Raw genomic sequence first — 20,029 nt, 5'->3', positions numbered from 1 at the left:
ACTCGGACCGATGGCGTTCTCGCCCTCCATGAGCCGCGAAGAACTGAGCCGCCTTTTTGGGCACCTCCCTCTCCTCCCTGAGAATGCGGTTCTCTTTGCGCAACCGCTCATTCTCGCAAAGAAGATCAGCATCCCGTTCCGGCACCTTCGCCTCATCGGAAATCGCCCGGATCCATTTGCCGAGCGTCGAAAGCCCGGTCCCAAGATCAGACGCAACCTGACGCCGTGTCAGACCGCTGCTGAGCGCAATGCGCACCGCATCACGCTTGAACTCGCCGCTGTGTGTCAATGCCATATCCTGTCTCCTTTGAAGAGAGCATCGCTTCCGTAATGGGCGTGGTGAAGTCAACAATTAGGTTTCAAATCAAATTCAATGACTTGACCTCCACCCGCACATGATCGGGCACCAAGCGATGCACCGCCGCGGATCAACATCCCGGCGACTTTTCGGTGGTTCGCGCTATCCCCAGCCTTCGCTTTCGGGGCCACTTCGCCGGTATTATGCTTCCGTCCGTGATCGGCGCGGGGCCGCCACATTGTGCCTGGTTAGTGGGATCTCGCGTGCCGATCTCTGGTAGCGTGCTCGACCTTGCGGGCGGCACCAGCGATGCTACGGCTTCGTCGAGACCGCGTCCCGGCGAAGGGACATCGGAGGATCGGGACCATCCCGATCCAATTCGGGGGCAGGTAACTTTGGAACGGTCGAACCGGTAGATCGGATCGGCCGCAGGGTGTCATGCTGCTGCGGTGAGCCGTGCCGGATGTGCTATCTGGAACTGCGTGCCGTCGCTCCACATCCGGTGCAGCACCACGGCGAGTCAGCGTGCAACGGCAACGACAGCGCGTTTCATCCCACGCCGCTTGGCGACCTGCATGCCCCAGGCCTTGAGCCAGTTCTTCGCCTGCGAATGGTAGCGCATCACCGTGGCTGCCTGGAACAGGGCGGTGCGGACGTTCCGGTCACCGGCGGCGCTGATCGCACCCACCACGTCGCGCTCGCCGGACTGCTCGCGCCGAGGTGTCAGGCCGAAGTGTGGTCCGACATTCTTCGATGACCGGAACCGCGCAGGATCATCGATCCCGGCCTTGACCTGCAACGCCACCACGGCGCCGACGCCGGGAACGGTCATCATCAGCCGACAGACCCGATCCGTCCGCGCAATCCGGCGCAACCGGTTCTCAAGCTTCGCGAGTTCGCTGCGCAGAGCGGCATGGCTGCGCAGCATCGCCGTCACCATGGCGGTCAGCATCTCGTTGCCGTCTGCAAGTTCGCGGGTGCGCTCCGGCAACCGCCGCCGTGTGATCTGGCCAAGCTTCAGGCCGAACCCACGCAGCATGCCCCGCATCGAGAGTTCGATACTGATCATCGATTTCTGCAGCGTCCGGCGTGCCCCGAGCAGCGCCCGGAGTTCCTGCGCGGAGACCGACTTGCAATGCACTGGGCGGAACCAGCCCATACGGATCAGCTGGGCAATACCAAGCGCATCACGGCGGTCGGTCTTGATCGGCATGGCCTTCAGCGCGCCCTTCACCTGGCGGGTTTCCATCAGCACCGTATCCAGGCCTGCCGCGCAAAGATGGCGGTGCAACCATTGCGACAAGGGGCCAGCCTCAAGCCCGATGCAGGTGATGGTCACATCCATCCCGCGCAGAAAAACGATCAGTGCATCAGGTTCGCTGGCGACCTTTGCTTCCAGCACCACACTACCTGACTGGCTCAGAACGCAGACGGAGCAGCTTTCAAGAGACACGTCGATGCCCACAAAATGATCCATGATATCGTTCTCCCGCTCGGATCGTTGCCGCCGACCGAGACGGTCGGCCGTAAAAGGACGATAGCCAGCATCTTAACGGAACACACAGCGCAACGCCGGGCCCGAGAGCGACTCGCCCATTACGGCATCTCTCAGAAGGCCGGAACAAAACCGGGACAGGTCCATGTTGGCAGCCATAGCGCTGACCACGGACCGAAGCATGCACCCGGGTCGATCTCAGGCGAAGGCTGCCGAACAGGGAAGCAGATCACTTTCTCAAAGAACAAGGACGCGCGCTCCGGCGGCACATCCCGTATGCGCAAAACCGCTTGACTGGGACGACCCCGTTACCGAAGTCTGGAGCCTAATATTGACCGTTCTACCCCAGCCAGACGCCTTCGCCGATGGGATATGCACCGTCAAACACCACTGCTTTTTATTTCGACTTGTGCAGGCGCCTGTAGAATGTCGATCTGTCGATTTTCGCCGCTCGGGCCGCAGCGGAAACATTCCCGCCATGTTCATTCAGAAGTTGCAGCAATTCATCCTCGGACGTGCCATTTGCCGGCGAACGGGCCGAGGAGGCTCGATCCGTCATCACTGCCGGAAGATGGATGGGCAAGACAGAAGCACCATCGCACATTGCGGCGGCGAGTTCGCAAAGATTGACTATCTCGCGCACATTTCCGGGCCAGTCGTGGGACAGCAGCAGGTCCATCGCCTGGGGCGAGAAGCATGGCTTGCCTTCAGTCGCGGCGGAGATATGGTTGATCAACCATTCTAAGTCGGCGCGCGCCCTGACTGGCGGAATGTCAAGCACCAGCCCGTTCAGCCGGTAATACAGATCCTGCCGGAACTGCCCCTGCGCCACCAGTTCGGCCAGGTCGCGATGCGAGGCGGAGATCACACGGACGTCCACCGATTCAGCCTTTGTGGCACCAACAGGCAACACCTCTCGCTCAGACAACACTCGCAGCAGCCGCGCCTGCAAGCCCATCGGCATGTCGCCGATCTCGTCCAGAAACAGCGTGCCTCCATTCGCCTCGCGGACGAGACCTTTCTTGCCGCGCGCATGGGCGCCGGTGAAGGCATTGGGGACGTAGCCGAAAAGTTCGCTTTCGATCAGTGACTCGGGCAGCGCCGCGCAGTTGATGGCGACGAAAGGCCCGCGCCGGCGGGAGGAGTCGTGTATGGCGCGCGCGATGAACTCCTTACCGGTGCCGGTCTCGCCCCGTAGAATGACACTGATCTGCCGATCCACGACCTTGGCAGCACGCTCCGCCAGATGACGCATGGCGGGATCGCCGTTATGTATGGTTCGCAGAGGCTTAGGCACGGTGGGCTCAATGGCCCGGCGAGGCGACGCGGTGGGCGGGACCGAGCGCGCGAAGATGAGACCTCCGGCCTGCACCTCCAACGCGCCATCGACCGGAGCCATCGCGCGGGACAGCTTGGGCAGGTCGTCCAGATCATAGGAAAAAATCTCGCCGAACCGCTGACCGATCAATGTCTTGCCTGGCTTCTGGCTCAGAAGTTCAAGTGCATTATTGGTCATGCCCGTAACGCATCCATCCGCGCCGATGGCCAGTGCCGCCATCGGATCCACATCAAGAAATTCGGACGAAAGGTTCAGCCGCAGGATCCAGTCGCTGCGATGGCGGCGCACCAGGTTCGCCATCTCGATCCGCCGGGCGCAGGATTTCATCACCTCCAGCGTCAGGGCTTGGCTCATCTTGTCCTGAGGCGGCTCCAGATGCGACAGATCCAGCACGCCGACCAGCTTTCCCTGCGTACAGTGGATCGGTACGGCGGTGCACGAAAGGGGAGTCAGCGCCATGTCGAAATGGTCACTGCGATGCACGATAATGGGCCGTCCGGTGGCAAGACACGCACCCACGCCATTAGTGCCGACATTGCTCTCGTCCCATTCCGAGCCCGAAATCAACCCGGCATGGCGCACCTCCCGGTCCAATTCGGTATCGCCAATGGTATCGACGGTGACGCCGCGCGCATTTGCCAGCAGCAGCACATAGCCCATCGCGTTCACCCGGCGATAAAGATCTTCCATACCGTGCCGGGCCATGCCCAGCAATTCCTCAGAATCCTGCCGATGGTTGTTCAATTCCTGCTCGGTGACGATCCGTGGCCCCGCATATCGGCCCGGATCCAACTGGTGTTCATTGACGCAGCGTCGCCAAGAGGCAAGCACATCCGCATCCCGACGCGAATTCCGCCCTTCGGCTGCGCCGATAACTTCGAGGACATGCGCCCCGACGTTCGACGTTCCTCCCATCGGCACCTCCCAAAGCCTCCGGGGCGACGATAGCACGTCCTTCGCCCCGGTGTGGAGCTACTATTACACGATCGGCCTCTTTCAGCGCGAAAGATCGATCAGAATCTTGAGTTGCGTCCCGGCCGGGTCCAACAACGCTTCGAACCCCTCGGCCACGGCCTGATCCAGGGCGATCCGCTTCGTCACGACCCGGCTGGCTGGGATCGCGCCCGAGGCGATCAACTCGATGGTGCGCGGCCAGCTATGCGTGGGATAGCACCACGATCCCCGGATTTCGACATCCTTGAAGGTCAACTGGAAGAAATCCACGCTGCCCTTGCCCGCCATCAAGCCGGTCTGCACGATCACGCCCTGCTTTCTAACGGCGTCGAGGCAGGATTGCAGCGCGCGCTCGTTGCCCACGCATTCCAGCGCCACGTCGCAGCCAATACCGCCTTGCGTGGCTGCGCGCACCACGTCACCCACGTCTTCCTTGGCGGGGTTGATGGTGACGAGGCCGGGCACCACCTCGCGCGCCAGGGCCAGCCGCGTCTCGTTCATGTCCGAGACGAAAAGCCGTGTCGCGCCGAAGGCCCGTGCCGTCAGCAATGCAAGGATGCCGATGGGACCGGCACCGGTAACCAGAACCGAATCGCCCGCCGTCACCCGGCCCCTGTCACAGGCATAGACCACGACGGCGGTCGGCTCGACCAGCGCGGCCTCTTCATCCGACATCTCGGCGGGGATCTTTTCGACATTGTAGTCGTTCAGCAGCGCCATTTCCGACATGCCGCCAGAATGCCAGCTAAGCCCGACCAGCGCGAGGCTGCCCGAAAGGTTGTGCCAACCGCGATCGGCGAAATACTCGCCGCCGCGCGGCATGATCAGCGGCTGGACGGCGACGCGGTCGCCCACGGCGACCTTGGTGACGCCCTCGCCCACCGCCACGACCTCGCCGCCGAATTCATGGCCCAGCACCTGCGGAAGAACCGCTCCGGAATAGGGATGCGGCTCGGTGGGAACGAAGATCGGACCGCCGGCGTATTCGTGCAAATCGGTACCGCAAATGCCGACGAAACGGTTTCTCATCAGGACCTGACCGGGGCCGGGTGCCGTTGGCGGAGGGATGTCTTCGACCCGCAGATCCTTTGCGGCATGGAAACGTAGTGCCTTCATGAGGGTTTCTCCTACAATTCGTCAAAGGCGGCCAGTGCCTTGGCCGCGTAAACCGTGCCGGGACCGCCCGACATCTCGATGGCGACGGCGAGGACCTCCAGCAGTTCCTCGCGCGTCGCGCCATGGGCCTTGGCCTCGCTAGTGTGGAAGGTGATGCAATCCTCGCAACCGCGCCCGATGGCGACGGCCACGGCGACCATCTCCTTCATCGCATGGCTGATCTTGCCTTCGCGATTGACGGCCTGCATCAGTCCGCGAAAAGCGGTCATGGTCTTGCCGTCCGCCTTGTAGAGCGCGACGGCGCGGGCGTTCATCTCCGCCAGCTTTTCCTTGGCGCTCATATCAGCACCATGCCGCCATCGACGACGAGGCTTTGCCCGGTCATGTAGTCCGAACCCTCGGAGGCGAGGAAGATCGAGACGCCGGCCAAGTCGTCGGGGCGCGACGGGCGGCCCAGCAGGATGTCGGCCGAGAAGCCTTCGAAAGCCTCGTTGTCGTGGCTGGTCAGCCCCTCGTCCTTGAAGCCCTTGTCAATCAACTTCCACATATCGGTGGCGACGACGCCGGGACAGATGGCGTTGACGCAGATGCCATGTTTGCCGAAGGCGCGGGCGGCGGCCTGGGTCAGCGCGACCACGGCGAATTTGCTGGCCGAATAATGCGCCAAGGGCTCGTAGCCCTGCTTGCCGGCGATCGAGGCGGTATTGACGATCTTACCACCGCCGCCTTGGGCGATGAACTGCTTCGACGCTTCCTGAATGCCGATCAGCACACCCATGGCGTTGATGTCCATGACCCGATGCCAGTCGTCTTCGGTGATATCGTTGAACTGCTTGACCTGCGCGATGCCGGCATTGTTGAACATCGCGTCCAGCCGGCCGTATTCGGCGACGGTGGCTGCGATCAGCGCCTTGACGCTGGCGCGGTCGGTCACGTCGGCGCCGATGCCGATGGCATTGCCGCCCGCGCCGCGGATCGCGGCGGCGGTGGCTTCGGCGGTGGCGGGGTCGATGTCGGCGATCACTACACGGGCGCCGGCACCGGCCAGCCCCTCGGCGATGGAGCGTCCGATGCCGCGGCCCGAGCCGGTGACGATGATGCTGCGGTTCTCGACGGAATTGCCCATGGATTTCCCTCCCGTTTTTGAAAGGCCGCCCCGGACGTGGGGCGGCCCGGATGTCAGGCGATGAAGTCGCGGATCAGACGGTTCACCTCGGCCGACTTCTCCATCTGCGCCATATGCCCGGCATCGGCGATCAGATGCGTCACTGCACCTTCGAGGTTGGCCGCATGGGCCGAGGGTATGATCGCATCGGCCTCGCCCCAGATCACCTGGGCGGGCACGCCGCTGGCGGCCAGTGCATTGGCGACCTGCTGCGCCTGCCGGCCCTCGGCGAACAGGTTCCCGGCCAGTTCAGCCAGGAAATCCTGCACCCCGTCGAGGCGCTTGTATTTCAGCAGATCCTCGATCATGGCGCGGCTGACCAGCGACTGGTCCTTGAACAGATGCGTCAGCACCGGCTTCAGGTCCTTGCGACCCGTCGCCTTGACGAAGCCGTCGATATAGGCCGAGTTGATTTCCTCGCCGAGACCCGCCGTGCAGATCAGAGTGACCGAGGCCACGCGCTCGGGATGCTTCACCGCCAGCGCCCCCGCGACCAGCCCGCCCATCGAGTGGCCGGCCAGATGCGCCTTCTCGGCGCCGATATGGTCGAGGAAAGCCGCGACTGTATCGACCAGCAGGTCCAGCCCCGCCGGACGCGCGGATTTCACCGACTGGCCATGGCCGGGTAGGTCCAGCGCATAGGCCGGCCCGCTTTCGGCCAGCGCATCGATGTTGAAAAGCCAGTTGTCCAGGTCGCCGCCAAAACCGTGGACCAGCACCAGCGGGACGCCCTCGCCGGGGCGTTCCGCATAACGGATGCGCCCGGCGGGCAGATCGGCGTATTGGTAGCTGGGGCCGGTATCCTCGTCCTCCTCGGCCCCGGCCGGGGTTTCATAGGCGGCGACATAGGCGTCGAGCTCGTCCTCCGTCACGCTTTCGGGGGCCATCACGCCCAGAAGCGCGCGTACCGGATAGGTCTCGCCCTCGACGCCGACGCGGCGGCGCAGCAGACCGCCATCGGCGGCCTCGACCGCGTTGGCGATCTTGTCTGTCTCGACATCCATGATCTCGTCGCCCGGCGCGATGGTCGCACCCTCGGAGACATGCCATACTGCCAGCTTGCCCTCGCGCATCGAGAGGCCCCATTTCGGCATCAGGATCGGGGTGATATCCGCCATCTCAATTCTCCATCGTCTTGCGCACAGCCTGGGCGATGCGTTCGGCCGATGGGATGTAGAGCTGTTCCAGCGCCGAGGAGAATGGCACTGGGCAATGCGGCGGCGTCACCATCTGGATGGCCGATTTCAGCGAATCGAAGGCGTCCTGAGCGACATTGGCAGCGATATCGGCGGCTATCGAGCAGCGAGGACTGGCCTCGTCGACGCAGACCAGGCGACCCGTGGCCTCGACGCTTTCCAGTACCGTGTCCATGTCGATGGGCGAAAGCGTGCGCAGGTCGATCACCTCGACCTCGATGCCGTCCTTCTTCAGCATCTCGGCGGCTTCCAGCGAACGCCCGACCATCTGGCCGTAGGTGACGATGGTGGCGTCACCGCCCTCGCGGACGATATTCGCCTCCCCGAAGGGAATAGGGTAGGGCTCCTCGGGCACGCTGCAGGTGCTGGCGTAAAGGTTCTTGTGCTCGAGGAAGATCACCGGGTCGTTGTCGCGGATCGACTGGATCAACAGCCCCTTGCAGTCGTAGGCGTTCGAGGGGCAGACGACCTTAAGGCCGGGGATTTGCGTCATCATGGGGGTCAGCATCTGGCTGTGCTGCGCCGCCGCCTGAAAGCCCGCGCCGCACATGGCGCGGATCACGACGGGCGTTTCCGCCTTGCCGCCGAACATGTAGCGAAACTTCGCCGCCTGGTTCAGCAATTGGTCAAGGCAGACCCCGATAAAGTCGATGAACATCAGCTCCGCCACGGGCCGCAGTCCTGCCGTCGCCGCACCCACCGCCGCGCCGACATACGCGCTTTCAGACAGCGGCGTGTCGATCATCTGTTTCGGGTGCTTGTGGTAGAGCCCCTTCGAGACGCCCAGCACCCCGCCCCAAGCGTCCTCTTCACCGCCCGCGCCGGTGCCGCCGACGATGTCCTCGCCTATCATGATCACGGTGGGGTCGCGGGTCATCTCCTGATCCAGTGCCTCATTCACCGCGTCTTTCATGCTGATGATGCGTGCCATGTTGTTCCCTCCCTCAATAAGACACGTAAACGTCGGTGGTCAGTTGCTCCGGCGCGGGCTGCGGCGCGGCGATGGCCTCGGCCACGGCCTCGTCGATCAGCGCGGCAACCTCGGCGTCGATGGTATCCAGTTCCGCATCCGTGATCACCCCCGTCTCCGTCACCTTGCGGCGGAAGAGCTTCAGGCAATCGTTGTGTTCACGGTTGTAGTCGTTCTCGCCGGGCGCCTTGTAAAGCTGCGCGTCGCCCTCGAAATGGCCAAAGAAACGGACATTCTTGCATTCCAGCAGGGTGGGGCCGGCACCTTCGCGCGCGCGCTTGATGACCTCGCCCGCCGCCTCGTAGACTGCGAAGAAGTCCAGCCCGTCCACGGTGATGCCCGGCATCCCGAAACCGGCGGCACGGTCCACGTAACTGTCCACGCCGGTGGCGTAATCGACCGAGGTGGATTCTGCGTAACCGTTGTTTTCCACGACGAAGATCACCGGCAGGCTCCAGATTGCGGCAAGGTTCATGCTTTCGAGGATCGTGCCCTGGTTCGAGGCACCGTCGCCGAAGAAGGTGATGCCGACACCGTCATGGCCCAGCTTCTGCGCCGCCAGCGCCGCGCCGCAGACCAGGGGCGCCCCGGCGCCGAGGATGCCGTTCGCGCCCATCATGCCCAGCGACAGGTCAGCAATATGCATCGACCCGCCCTTGCCCGCGCAGCAGCCGGTGGCCTTGCCATAGATCTCGGCCATCATCGCCTTGGGATCGACGCCCTTGGCGATGCAATGGCCGTGGCCCCGGTGGGTCGAGGCGATACGGTCGCGCTCGTGCAGATGTGCCATGATACCCACCGCCGTCGCCTCCTCGCCGGCGTAAAGGTGGACGAATCCGGGGATCTCGCCCCTCGCGAAATCGACATGCAGCCGCTCTTCGAAATCGCGGATGGTGCGCATCTGGCGATAGGCGTCGAGCAGCCGCTCCTTGGGCAGCGGAAACGGGTTTGACATTCTTGCTCCTCCCTGAGCTTCAGTTTGGGTTGCGGAAGAAAAGCCCGGTCTGCGCGGCATGGGCCATGCAGGCGGGCACGTCGATGGTGCGGAAGGCGTCAGGCACCAGCCGCACCGAAACACAGTCCCTTTCGGTGAAGGTCAATTCGCGCTCGCCGTCGAAGGCGAGCGAGCCGGCGGGGATCGAGGGGTGATGCGCCTCGCCCGGCAGCATGCGCGCGGTCCCCGCGATGCCGACGCGGTCGATCAGCCCCGGCGCGATGGGGGCCAGCAACTGGCGCGGCGCCTCGGGCGACAGGCGGATATGCCGCCCCTCGGGCGTGTCGCGGTCCACCGGGTCGCAGAGCCCGGCAATCGAGGACATGCCGATGGCCTGTGGCAGGCCGAAGGTCACGAAGAGATCGCGAAACCCGGTCACCTTCCAGATGGCGCGGGCGCCGACAAAGCGGTCCTCGACCACGGCGACATCGACCAGTGCGATCTCGCGCCGGTCGTTGAGCATCACCTCCAGCCATTTGTTCGCGCGCAACGCGATGGCCTCGGGCACCTTGCCGGTGGCGGCCAGGCCCACGGCCAGCCCGGTGATGGTCGGCTCACGCAATTCGGGGAAGGCGTTGTTGGTCCCGGTCGAGACACCAGCCACCGGGACGGTGCCGCAGCCACCCACCACGACGCGATTGGTGCCGTCCCCGCCCAGCACGACGATGGCCGCGACGCCCTCATCCACCATCAAGCGCGCAGCGCGGGCGCTGTCCGCCGGCGTCGCGGTCACCGGCATGTCCAGATAGCGCAGACGTGGAAAGCCCATGTGCCCCAGCCGCTGCTCGCGTTTCAGGCTGCGTTCAAGCTGGAAGCGGATGCCGCCGTTTTCCGGCATGACCACGACCTCCTCGACGCCGCTGGCCGCCAACCCCGCCATCATGCGCAGCACGATATTGGCGCGGTCGTTGATGGGCAGATTGCCCGCATGCGAAATCACCCGCCGGATGTCGCGGGCCGAAATCGGATTGGCGATGATGCCGACCTTGACCATTCCTGTCCTCCCTGCAAATATTTACAAGCAACAAGCATGCCAAGTTAAACGGACGGGTTTTTCAGGGTTTTTGAAGCCCCGTGCAGCACAGGATGCGACACTGTTGCGCAACAAGAAGAGGGCAGTCGATGCAAAGGCAGGAGCAGCGCCAGATCAGAAGCTTATCCCTCAGTCTGCAAATGCGGCTGGCTCTGGATGTGCTGCATATGGATACGGGACGTCTCAGACGCCGGATCAGGCTGGAACTGGCGCGCAATCCCGCTCTGGCCTGCAAGGATCCGGATATTCTGCCTCAGCCCGAAGATCCGCGCGCCGCTCTGATCGCCCAGATCGGGATGCTGCGCCTTTCGGCAGATCAGATACGGATCGCCAAGGATCTGGTCCATTGCCTCGACGATCGTGGGCTGCTGGCCGATCCGCTGGCCGAGATCGCCGCCTGGCTGGACACGACACCCGCCATGCTGCAGGATCTGCTGCCGCATCTCCACCAATTGGAGCCACCGGGGGTGTTCGCCCGCGATATCGCCGAATGCTTCCGCCTGCAACTGCGGGCGAGGAACCGTCTGGACCCGTGGATGGACCGGCTGCTGGACCGGCTGGATCTGGTCGCCGCGAATGATCTCTCGACCATCGCCGCCTTTCTGGGAGCGGATCGCGAAGACGCGCGGGAGATGATCGCGGATATACGCGCCCTTTCCCTGGCGCCCTTCTTGGGCAGCGCGGAACCGGACGGGCCGCCGCCCGAACTGGAACTGACGGCCGAGGGCGTGCTACGCCTCGGAACGACGCTGAGGCTTGTGCTGCGCGACGGAGAAGGGGATGCCGACGCCCGCATCTCGGCGCGAAATCTGGTCGCGGCGGTGGAAGGCCGGACGGCGACGCTGCTACGGATCGGCGCAGCACTGGTTGAGTTCCAATTGCCCTGGCTGCTTGGCAACGGCGCATGCCGTCCTCTGACTATGACCGCGCTCAGCGCACAACTCGGGCTGAACAAAAGCACCATCAGCCGCGCGGTCGCGGGTGTTACGATGCGGACGCCCGACGGGATCGTGCATTTGAGAAATCTTCTGAAAACCCCTGTGAGTCCTCACAATCCCGACCTTGATCGTGAAACTGTGGCGATGACGCTTTGCAATATCATGGACAACTGGTCTATAGCACGCAGAATGACGGACGCACTTCTTGTCAAGGAGCTTGCGGTGAGAGGGATTCACCTTTCACGCCGTACAGTCGCAAAATATCGTCTTGAGCTGGGGATACCAAAACGCAGACAAGATAGTCATGGACGACCGAACCAATAAGAACCTTCCCATCGGCCAATAAATAATACGCCGGCAGGAATATTGGGGCTCCACGACAAATCAAGACCTCATACGTGGACGGCCCCCTGCTCGCAATATAATTCGAGATGATTTTGACCGTATCGCTTGCGTTCATACGTCCGGCCTGTTGTTGCGCTCGCGCATGAACGCTGGCCAAGATGGTTTCCGCAACGTGAGTTCCAAACAAATATACGACCTTGTAGAAGGCCATGAGGTCTCCCGGAATCTCTCACGTCTCGGATCGAACGATCACACCATCTGCTCCTATCTTGCAAGTTCTGGCATCGGCAACACGGGGGCTAAGTTAACATGTCCCGTCTTGCGCATCGATGGCCTCGCCTATGTCAACCGGATCGTGAACGGAAAGATATGCGTCTGTAGGACTGGGACTAGCCACGCCCCAGCGCGTGGCTACGGCGATCCGCTTCACCGTCATCTTCCGGCCTTTGACCCTGACATCGATGCGCCCGGCCTGTACCCAAGCGCGGGCAAGAGATTTCGCTGTTCCGCTTGGGTCGTGGCAGCCCTTGGCCTCCGCGATCGTGAGCGAAGTCAGATCCGATTTGCACGCTATCCAGTCGGGGAGGTCGCCTCGTGCGAGGCGTACGATTTCGGCGCGTTTACTACGATTAAGATCGACTACACGATTGCCGAGATGCGCGAAGATTGACAGGTCGAAGTGGCGTTCGAGATACGCGCGAGCGACGAACCTGCCGAACAGACCCGACAACGCAACCTTTACTTCACGAGCTTGCCCAAGCGGCTGTTTGAAGATGAAAGGTGTACCTATGCCGGTCGCTGACAACAGCGAATCGAGGATCGACCATGCACCATAGGGGGTGCTTGGCGTTTGAAGTACCTCGCAAATGCCGGCGTATTCGATGTCGGAGACATCCAATTCTATGGTCGCGCCGGGGGCCGGGTCCAGCGATGGGGGATTAAAAATGTAGTTAAAAGTCCGGTTCATACCTCTGCCAGCTTGTAGGCCAACCTGAGAAGGGCGATCGCCTCGTCACGGGTGAACGGTACGTTGTGCGCTTTCGGGTCGAGAGTTGGGTCGGCCTCAGCCAGATCAAGAAAGCGGCGCATATCGTCGCGAATCTGATCGGGCAGGATGATAGACGCATCACCGGGCAGAAGTTGAGTCAGGCGAAGCACATCATTGCGATGTTTCTTGATATTTTTGCTGTCGATCCTTTCCCCGGCCTCGGCTCGTGCGGACAGATCGAGAAATGCCCGCGCCTTGAAAGGGATCAGAAGTGTTTCGTCGATGACGGTTACACCCTCGATCTTTCGCTTCGCAGACTGCAACGCTTCATAATATCCACCATCAAGCAGAATGGCTGAAAGGCTGACGATGTCTTCCTCCACAGGGATTGGGGTGAGTTCTGCATTTTCGGGAAGGTCGAGCGCGCCGGGTTTGCGGGAAAACAGCTCGATCATGAAAGGAAAGCCTTGGTCTGAAGGCTTGTGGAAGCGGTAAAATTCCTTGTCGCCGCTGCTGCGTTCGCGTGCCTGGTAGCCACCCGCATCCAGAAACGCCTTGAAGGCGGTGCCGAAAGCGGCGTCGACCACCTCAACGCAGAGCACCATGTCTATATCCTTTGTAGCCCTGAAATCGAGACCAGCTTCATCGAACAGGAGGTCACAGGCCGCACCGCCGATGATAGCATAGTGGTCCTCATGGCCAACGAAGTATTGCTGAAATTTATCGATGCCAGCTACCAAGGCAGGTTCTCCAAAAGGTGATCAGCGGCCATGGCGACACGCTCATCGCGATGATCTCTGAATTGTGCGTACAAGGATAGGACGTCCGCCGTATTGGTGTCGGACAAGGCGGCCGGATCGTAAGACCATGTCTCGATGATGCAGTTAGCTGCATCACGGTCGGTTTCGGCCAAGTCCGCAGTTTGCGAGATCGCTTTCCAGTCGCTGGCAGCGACGGCGAAAGTGTCAATGCGTGGGCTCGCCAGTTCGGTGAGGTGGGATAGTGCAGTTTCACCTGCTAGCTTTAGATGCGCACCGAAGGCGTCCCCTCGCACGAATTTCAGGGATCGAACCGGACTGCGCAGAAGGGGCGTGGCTTTCTCTAGGAGGTGTCGCCCCTCTGCATTGAAGTGAATGTGTCTCTCTTTCCCATGCCTGACGGTTTCGGCGAGGCCGGCGGCAATCAGATCGTCGAACGCTCGGCCGACCGACATAGCCGAGTAACGCAGACGTTTAGCTAAGAGAGATGGCGTTGTTACGTTCCTGGAGGGGTACAGGATGTGATGAAAAAGGACGGTTTGGGCGGCAGGGGACAGGCTGTCCGCCTGTCGGTAGCGTGGAGCACGGAAATGTTCGCGCAGATCGATCGCCAGATCAGGTATATAAAGCTGGTTGCCAGGAACGATAAAGGGAACACCTTGACCGATGAGCCGCGACCGGTTGTGCACACTGATGGTCATGGTGGCGAAAGCTACCGTAGCATCTGTGGCATTCCGGACGATGTCGATATGCTTGGCGATATCGGCCGGGGTGCCAGCGTCTTCGCGCTTGGCGACGATGACGCAATAGCGACCTAGAATATAAGCCTCATAGAGAGTGTAGATTCGTCCGATGAAGGATGGCAAGCTGCGCGTGCCCTCAAACGGACGAACATCGATGCGCTCATGAAGCAGTTTTCCAAGATAGCGCTCTAGCGCTTCCGGAAACTGCGTATCGCTGATGCTGATATCTTTTCTTAACATTGTCACGCACACTAACATTAGTGATGTTGGTGTGCAATGCCGTGTTATTGACTCTCTTTACGCCCTTCTCAGCCGTGCCCTCCAAAGCCCCGATCCATGGCGAGGAATGGCTCCAAGATCGGCATGATCAGGTGGACGGGTTCGACAGCCCCTTGCCCTGCTGTGCAGCCAAGAATCTCGCCATACGGGGTCATGTTCCGGTGCAGTCCTGCGGGCAGTTCCACCGTCACCTTCACCGGCTTGTCGTCTATGACGGGCCCGAGCTTCAGCTTCACCATGGTCAGCCTCCTTCTCTCCGGAAGACCAAATCCCTTGTAACGATCACCCTGACGGGGAAGCCCGGCCGGATGGTCAGCGTCGGCGCGACCTGCATCTGACGCTGGACGATCTGCTGGCCGACCTCGCTGATCGCGTCCTGCGCGCCGTCGCGGACCAGCCGGCCCTCATCGTCACTGGCAAGCTCGGTGCCGATCGCCAGCAGGGTCGCGAGTCCGGCGGCCTTGAAGACATCACCCCAGTGATAGTCGACGCGACCCGCACTCGCTTGTCCGGAAAGAACCGGGTCGACGGGCGGTCAGATCGCCTGATCGGCCTGCCGGTAGCATTCCTCACTCTTCTCCCTGATCCGGTTCATGATCCGCCGGTAATGCTCGGCATATTGCAGACAGGCCTCCATCGCGACGCTGTCGTTGCGCGCCTCCGCGGCTTTGTTGCGCAAATGGCTGACAGGATTTATCTTGCGGATCCAGCGTGATAGCTTTGGGCATAAGCAGTTGGACCCCGACGAAATACAAGACCACGAACTGGTCGTCCTATAATTGTGCCCTGAAGCGCCGTGGCTCGCTGACAATCTGGTTTGATCCCGAGATGATCTGGTCGCCGCCTCCGAACGGTAAGCGAGGTCGCCGGCAAGCTTACAGCGATGCGGCCATTCAGGCTTGCCTGACGCTGAAGGTGCAGTTTGGGATGCCGTTGCGGCAGGTGACGGGCTTTGTTGAAAGCCTGCTCGGTCTGGCGGGGCTGGACTGGGCGGTTCCGGATTACAGCACACTGTGCCGCCGTCAAAAGACCCTGACGGTGGATATTCCTTATCGGGGAGCAACGGCCCGTTACACCTGCTGATCAACAGCACCGGTATCAAGGCGGAGGGTGAAGGGGAGTGGAATGCGCGCAGGCACGGCGGCCTCAAGCGGCGCGTCTGGCGCAAGGTTCACATCGCGGTCGATGAGGAAACGCTGGAGATACGGGCCGTCGAAGCGACCGGAAGCCATATCGGTGATGCGCCGATGTTACCGGATTTGCTCAACCAGATCCCGCCCGATGAGGACATTGGCTCCGTGACCGGTGATGGGGCTTTCGATACCCGCAAATGCCATGATGCGATTGCGGATCGAGGGGCCGAGGCGATCATCCCGCCGCGCAAGAATGCCAGACCGTGGAAGCCGACAACTGCCGGCGCATGCGCCCGTAACAAAATCCTCCGGGCCGTCAAATATCTCGGCCCTGCGATCTGGCGAAGATGGAGCGGGTATCACCGCCGAAGCCGCGTCGAGGCAAAGATGCATTGTGTGAAACGCCTGGGCCAGAGCCTCATGGCGCGGGACTTCGATCGGCAGGTCGCGGAGATCCAAATCCGCTGCGCCGTCATGAACCGTTACACGGCTCTCGGAACCCCCATGACAATACCAGCAGGATAAGTCTGACCAACAAAAGGGAAACTATGCCCAACGCCCGATTTGCGCAACAAAGCCCCTCGAAAGGCAAATGACCATGGCTTTTGGACCAGAGGCGATGGGGGTCTATCCGATTGCGCCGACCCCCTTCATGGAGGACGGCTCGGTCGATTTTGATTCCCTGGATCGTCTGATCGACTTCTATCGGGCGTCACTATCCTGGGCATCTTGGGCGAAGCGGCAAAGCTCGATCCCAAAGAAAGCCGCGCAGTCATGCGCCGCGTTGTCGCGCGGACGGATATTCCCGTCGTGGTGGGCGTCTCCGCGCCGGGCTTCGCAAGAATGCGCCTTCTGGCACGCGAGGCGATGGATGCGGGGGCGGCGGGCGTCATGGTGGGGCCGGCCCATCATCTGCGCACCGGCGAGCAGATCTTGGCATGGTTCGCCCAGGCCGTCAAGGCGATCGGCGCGACCACACCCTGGGTGCTGCAGGACTATCCACTCGCCCTCACCTGCCAGCTTTCGGTTCCGGTCATCTCCGCGATCATGGAGGCTCACCCCTCCTGCGTGATGCTCAAGGCCGAGGATTGGCCGGGCCTTGACAAGATTTCGGCGCTGCGTCGGCTTCAGGCCGAGGCAAGGCTTCGGCCCTTCTCGATCTTGACTGCGAATGGAGGCACTTTTCTGGATTTCGAGTATTGGCGTGGTGCGAATGGCTCGATGACCGGATATGCCTTTCCCGACATGCTTGTAGATCTCCATCGCCTTCAGGTTGCGGAGAGCGGGACGCAGCTCACGATCTGTTCGATGCGCACTTGCCGCTGATCCGCTACGAACAGCAGCCCGACATCGGGCTGGCCGTGCGCAAGAACGTCCTGATGCGGCGCGGATTGATCAAGAGCGATGCACTTCGTCGCCCTGGTTCCCGACTGAGCCCTGCGGCTATAGATGAGGTCGGCTATCTGTTGGTCCGGCTGGCGCGGAAGGATTCTCGAGCAAAGCCATGATCCGCCGCGTCCGGAATTACTAGTTGATCCCTGACTTCATCCTGCCTTAGCTGGGATGCGGCCTATGGGCCACGCCGATCCTCCAGCCTGATCGAGGACTCCGCCTTGTCGATCATTGTCCTGATATTACCGCTCCCTGTAGTTTGCTTGGAAGGCCTTGGAGATACTAAAGCTTTTCTGTTGAACCCTTAATCACTTGGGGTTCCGTCGCGGTGCTGATCGTGTTTCCCTTCCATTTGGGAGGACGGATCATGTCTGCACCATTGCCATCGGCGCTTCGGGTTAGGATTCAGCGATATATCGAGGATGGTCTGAGCGGTCGGGCGGCGGCACTGCGCCTGATGCTCTCGCCGGCGACCGGAGCACCTTGGGCACAGGCGATCAGGACAAAGGGGCATGCCGGACCATTGCCTCAGGGCCGTCCTAAGGGCCGCAAGGCAATTCACCTGCGCGGGAGGGCGCTTTCGGCCACGGGCGGGCAAGTCCGCGCGGCAGGCGGCGCAAAGCCCCAGATCCGCGCCGTATCCCGCATCAGCATCCGGGCCTCGATTAGGTCGAGGCGCTGGCGGGCGGCTTCGGCATTGCCCGCGGTCTCGCGCAGAAGTCTTCGCCACAGGCGCCGCCAGCCAGGCCTCGACCCCCTCGCCCTTGCCGAAAGCGGAATAGCTGGCGGGTTCGAGCAGCACGGCCGGTTGGAACGACGGATCGGCTCCATCATGAATCCGCAAGCCCGGGTTGAGCCGCTTCAGCTTTTCCGGCCAATCACCCGCCGATGCCGCATCGGTCCTGGTCAGAACGACATGATCGGCGAAGGCGATCTGGCGAAGGCTTTCGGGATGACTGTCCAGCACCGCGCCGATGCCCTGGACATCGACGACCGCGATCACGCCCGACAATCGAAACGCCCGCGCCACCGCGTGATCGCGTAGCGACATGGCCACCACCCCGCCGGGGATCAGGCTGTTGATGATCGGCGCGGGATCGGCCAGCCCCGTCGTCTCGACGATGACGCGCGAAAATGGCGGCAGGCTGCCATCGCGGCGGCCTACGAGCAGCTCATCCAGGGACGAGCGCAGATCGCTGCCCACCGTGCAGCAGATGCAGCCGGTGGTCGTAACCATCGGCTGCTCCTTCCCTTCACGGACCAGATCGTGATCCACCGGAACCAATCCAAACTCGTTAATGACAAGGGCCGTGTCGTGGAACGCTGGATTCTCCAGAATACGGTTGAGGATCGTCGTCTTCCCCGCGCCGAGAAAGCCGGTCAGCAGGAAGACGGGGATCTGGTCCGCGGGTTTTCCGGGTTTCATGGGGAAACTCCTTTCCGGTGGCGCCGCGCGAGCAGGACCTGCTTCAGCGCGGTCAGATGGGGGAATTCGACCAGCATCCCGATGACGATGGCGGCAAGGATCAGCGGCTGGTCCGGGATCGCCACCGCCGTCACCGCCAGCATCAGCGGCGCGTTGCGCGCGGCCGTAGTCATCGCCAGCAGGACCTGCTGCGGATAGGGCAGCCGGAAGATTCGGGCCAAGGCCCTCGCCCATCAAGAAGGTGGCGACGAAGAACAGGAAGATCGCCACGAGGATGATGCCGAAGGCGGCGAGGTGGCCGGCGATGGTGCCGATGTTGGCGGCGAAGATCTGGACGATCAGAGCCGCCGTCACCAGCGGGACTGCGAAGCCCACCCCATCCGAAAGGCGTACGAACGAGGCCTCGGGCAGCAGCTTTTCAAGGACGAAACGCAGGGCCTGCGTCGCGGCGAAGGGGACCAGGAACCAGTGCAGCAGCACCTCGGGAATGGTCCCGAAATCCGAAACCCCGGTGTGGCGGGTGAAGAGCCAGAGCCAGACCGGATAGAGCAGCAGTTGCGACACCATATTTACCGGGATCAGCGCCGCCCCGAGCGCGGTATCGCCCCTCGCCATGCGGGTGAAGCCAAGGAACCAGTCGGTGCAGGGCGAGATGAAGTAGATCAGCAGCCCGGTGAACAGGAGCGGCTGGCCCGAGAGGAACAGCGAGGCGCTGGCAAAGCCGATCACCGGCACGATCAGGAAGTTCGCGCCCCAGGCGATCTCCATGAAGCGCAGATTGGCGAAGCCAGCCGCCACGGCGCGCAAGCGGACCTCGAAGAACAACAGCGCGACGAGCAGCAGCAAGGTGGGATCGACCCCGCCCGAGAGGCGTTCGCCCATCTCCGGGCTGAGCCAACCCACAAGCGCGCCAAGCGAGATCGCGCCGACCAGCAAGGCGACGATCGCAAATCCCTCTGCCGGGCCGCCGCCGGAGTTCGTTTCAACTGTGGTCATCATTCCTCTCCGTCTCGGGATCTGGCCGGAGCGGGGCAGAGGATAGCTGCGGTTGGGCCGGGATTTCAGTGAAGGCATCCATATGCAGGAAGCAGAGCTTGTTGCCCTCGGGATCGCGGGCATAGGCGCCGTAATAGTCGGGGTCATAGGCGGGGCGCAGGCCGGGCGCGCCCTCGTCACTGCCGTCTGAGGCGATGGCCGCCTTCCATGCGGCATCGACCACCGCCTGTGTCGGCGCGCGGAAGCTCACCTGCACGCCGTTCCCCCAGGTCGCGGGCCGCCCGTCGAGCGGAAGCTGCACCCAGAATTGCGGCCAGTCCTTGCCGGGCTGGGTCCAGAGTGAACCCGCCGGTCCGCCGTCATCCTCCGCCTCGCGCCGGATCAGACCGAGATGGGGCAGAACGGATTCGTAGAAGGCCGTCTGGCGGTCCAGATCGCGGGCGCCGAGGATGATATGGCTGAACATGGCGT

Annotated in this window: 18 protein-coding genes and 3 pseudogenes; 3 read left to right on the top strand and 18 right to left on the bottom strand. The window is 62.3% G+C overall.

Annotated elements, in window-relative coordinates; translation table 11 throughout:
- Window positions 1–51: 51 nt before the first annotated feature.
- The 10 genes and pseudogenes from JWJ88_RS22210 to JWJ88_RS15940 form a co-directional block, all read right to left on the bottom strand.
- Window positions 52–295 (bottom strand): annotated as a pseudogene (locus tag JWJ88_RS22210) (transposase); the annotation flags it as partial.
- A 526-nt stretch (window positions 296–821) separates the two neighbouring features.
- A pseudogene (locus JWJ88_RS15980) lies at window positions 822–1,775 on the bottom strand (IS110 family RNA-guided transposase); the annotation flags it as partial.
- Window positions 1,776–2,190: 415 nt separating this feature from the next.
- The gene (locus JWJ88_RS15975; RefSeq protein ID WP_205296686.1) at window positions 2,191–4,047 is read right to left on the bottom strand and encodes a sigma-54-dependent Fis family transcriptional regulator; all 1,857 of its coding nucleotides are present in this window, start codon (window positions 4,045–4,047) and stop codon (window positions 2,191–2,193) included.
- Between the two features lie 81 nt (window positions 4,048–4,128).
- Entirely contained in the window at window positions 4,129–5,202 is a 1,074-nt protein-coding gene (locus tag JWJ88_RS15970) for a 2,3-butanediol dehydrogenase (RefSeq protein ID WP_205296685.1), read from the bottom strand.
- A gap of 11 nt (window positions 5,203–5,213) precedes the next feature.
- Window positions 5,214–5,543 (bottom strand): carboxymuconolactone decarboxylase family protein, encoded by a 330-nt coding sequence (locus JWJ88_RS15965; RefSeq protein WP_205296684.1) that lies wholly within the window; start codon window positions 5,541–5,543, stop codon window positions 5,214–5,216.
- Window positions 5,540–6,328 carry an SDR family NAD(P)-dependent oxidoreductase gene (locus JWJ88_RS15960; RefSeq protein WP_205296683.1) on the bottom strand — a complete coding sequence of 263 codons (789 nt, stop codon included), beginning with the start codon at window positions 6,326–6,328 and terminating at the stop codon, window positions 5,540–5,542. The genes JWJ88_RS15965 and JWJ88_RS15960 overlap by 4 nt, the downstream gene beginning before the upstream one ends.
- A gap of 53 nt (window positions 6,329–6,381) precedes the next feature.
- A complete protein-coding gene (locus JWJ88_RS15955; protein ID WP_205296682.1) occupies window positions 6,382–7,485 on the bottom strand; it encodes an acetoin dehydrogenase dihydrolipoyllysine-residue acetyltransferase subunit in 1,104 nt (367 codons plus the stop codon).
- A gap of 1 nt (window position 7,486) precedes the next feature.
- Window positions 7,487–8,494: an alpha-ketoacid dehydrogenase subunit beta gene (locus JWJ88_RS15950; RefSeq protein ID WP_205296681.1), complete on the bottom strand. Its 1,008-nt coding sequence runs from the start codon at window positions 8,492–8,494 to the stop codon at window positions 7,487–7,489.
- Window positions 8,495–8,507: 13 nt separating this feature from the next.
- Entirely contained in the window at window positions 8,508–9,488 is a 981-nt protein-coding gene (locus JWJ88_RS15945) for a thiamine pyrophosphate-dependent dehydrogenase E1 component subunit alpha (protein WP_205296680.1), read from the bottom strand.
- Window positions 9,489–9,507: 19 nt separating this feature from the next.
- The gene (locus JWJ88_RS15940) at window positions 9,508–10,521 is read right to left on the bottom strand and encodes an ATP-NAD kinase family protein (RefSeq protein WP_205296679.1); all 1,014 of its coding nucleotides are present in this window, start codon (window positions 10,519–10,521) and stop codon (window positions 9,508–9,510) included.
- Between the two features lie 80 nt (window positions 10,522–10,601).
- Between JWJ88_RS15940 and JWJ88_RS15935 the strand changes: the two genes are divergently transcribed.
- The gene (locus tag JWJ88_RS15935; RefSeq protein WP_240200351.1) at window positions 10,602–11,822 is read left to right on the top strand and encodes an RNA polymerase factor sigma-54; all 1,221 of its coding nucleotides are present in this window, start codon (window positions 10,602–10,604) and stop codon (window positions 11,820–11,822) included.
- A gap of 325 nt (window positions 11,823–12,147) precedes the next feature.
- On the opposite strand, the gene JWJ88_RS15930 is transcribed toward JWJ88_RS15935, so the two are convergent.
- The 6 genes from JWJ88_RS15930 to JWJ88_RS15905 all read right to left on the bottom strand — a co-directional run bounded on the left by JWJ88_RS15930 (window position 12,148) and on the right by JWJ88_RS15905 (window position 15,290).
- A complete protein-coding gene (locus JWJ88_RS15930) occupies window positions 12,148–12,810 on the bottom strand; it encodes a hypothetical protein (RefSeq protein WP_205296678.1) in 663 nt (220 codons plus the stop codon).
- Entirely contained in the window at window positions 12,807–13,571 is a 765-nt protein-coding gene (locus JWJ88_RS15925) for a hypothetical protein (protein WP_205296677.1), read from the bottom strand. The genes JWJ88_RS15930 and JWJ88_RS15925 overlap by 4 nt, the downstream gene beginning before the upstream one ends.
- A complete protein-coding gene (locus JWJ88_RS15920; protein ID WP_205296676.1) occupies window positions 13,565–14,572 on the bottom strand; it encodes a hypothetical protein in 1,008 nt (335 codons plus the stop codon). The genes JWJ88_RS15925 and JWJ88_RS15920 overlap by 7 nt, the downstream gene beginning before the upstream one ends.
- Before the next feature lie 68 nt (window positions 14,573–14,640).
- A complete protein-coding gene (locus JWJ88_RS15915; protein WP_205296675.1) occupies window positions 14,641–14,850 on the bottom strand; it encodes a DUF2274 domain-containing protein in 210 nt (69 codons plus the stop codon).
- A gap of 2 nt (window positions 14,851–14,852) precedes the next feature.
- A complete protein-coding gene (locus JWJ88_RS15910) occupies window positions 14,853–15,050 on the bottom strand; it encodes a TrbI/VirB10 family protein (protein ID WP_456095327.1) in 198 nt (65 codons plus the stop codon).
- A gap of 96 nt (window positions 15,051–15,146) precedes the next feature.
- Window positions 15,147–15,290: a DUF4167 domain-containing protein gene (locus JWJ88_RS15905; RefSeq protein ID WP_205296674.1), complete on the bottom strand. Its 144-nt coding sequence runs from the start codon at window positions 15,288–15,290 to the stop codon at window positions 15,147–15,149.
- A gap of 47 nt (window positions 15,291–15,337) precedes the next feature.
- On the opposite strand from JWJ88_RS15905, the pseudogene JWJ88_RS15900 reads away from it, so the two are divergent.
- Window positions 15,338–16,269, top strand: a pseudogene (locus tag JWJ88_RS15900) (IS5 family transposase).
- 204 nt (window positions 16,270–16,473) lie between these two features.
- Entirely contained in the window at window positions 16,474–17,070 is a 597-nt protein-coding gene (locus tag JWJ88_RS15895) for a dihydrodipicolinate synthase family protein (RefSeq protein WP_322986274.1), read from the top strand.
- Between the two features lie 370 nt (window positions 17,071–17,440).
- On the opposite strand, the gene JWJ88_RS21855 is transcribed toward JWJ88_RS15895, so the two are convergent.
- The gene (locus tag JWJ88_RS21855) at window positions 17,441–19,558 is read right to left on the bottom strand and encodes a GTP-binding protein (RefSeq protein WP_205296673.1); all 2,118 of its coding nucleotides are present in this window, start codon (window positions 19,556–19,558) and stop codon (window positions 17,441–17,443) included.
- Entirely contained in the window at window positions 19,545–20,024 is a 480-nt protein-coding gene (locus JWJ88_RS15885) for a VOC family protein (protein WP_205296672.1), read from the bottom strand. The genes JWJ88_RS21855 and JWJ88_RS15885 overlap by 14 nt, the downstream gene beginning before the upstream one ends.
- Window positions 20,025–20,029: the final 5 nt, after the last annotated feature.

The organism is Paracoccus methylovorus (genome assembly GCF_016919705.1).
Lineage (GTDB): Bacteria > Pseudomonadota > Alphaproteobacteria > Rhodobacterales > Rhodobacteraceae > Paracoccus > Paracoccus methylovorus.
Note: the sequence above shows the minus strand (reverse complement) of the source record. Positions and strands in the feature narration are given on the sequence as shown.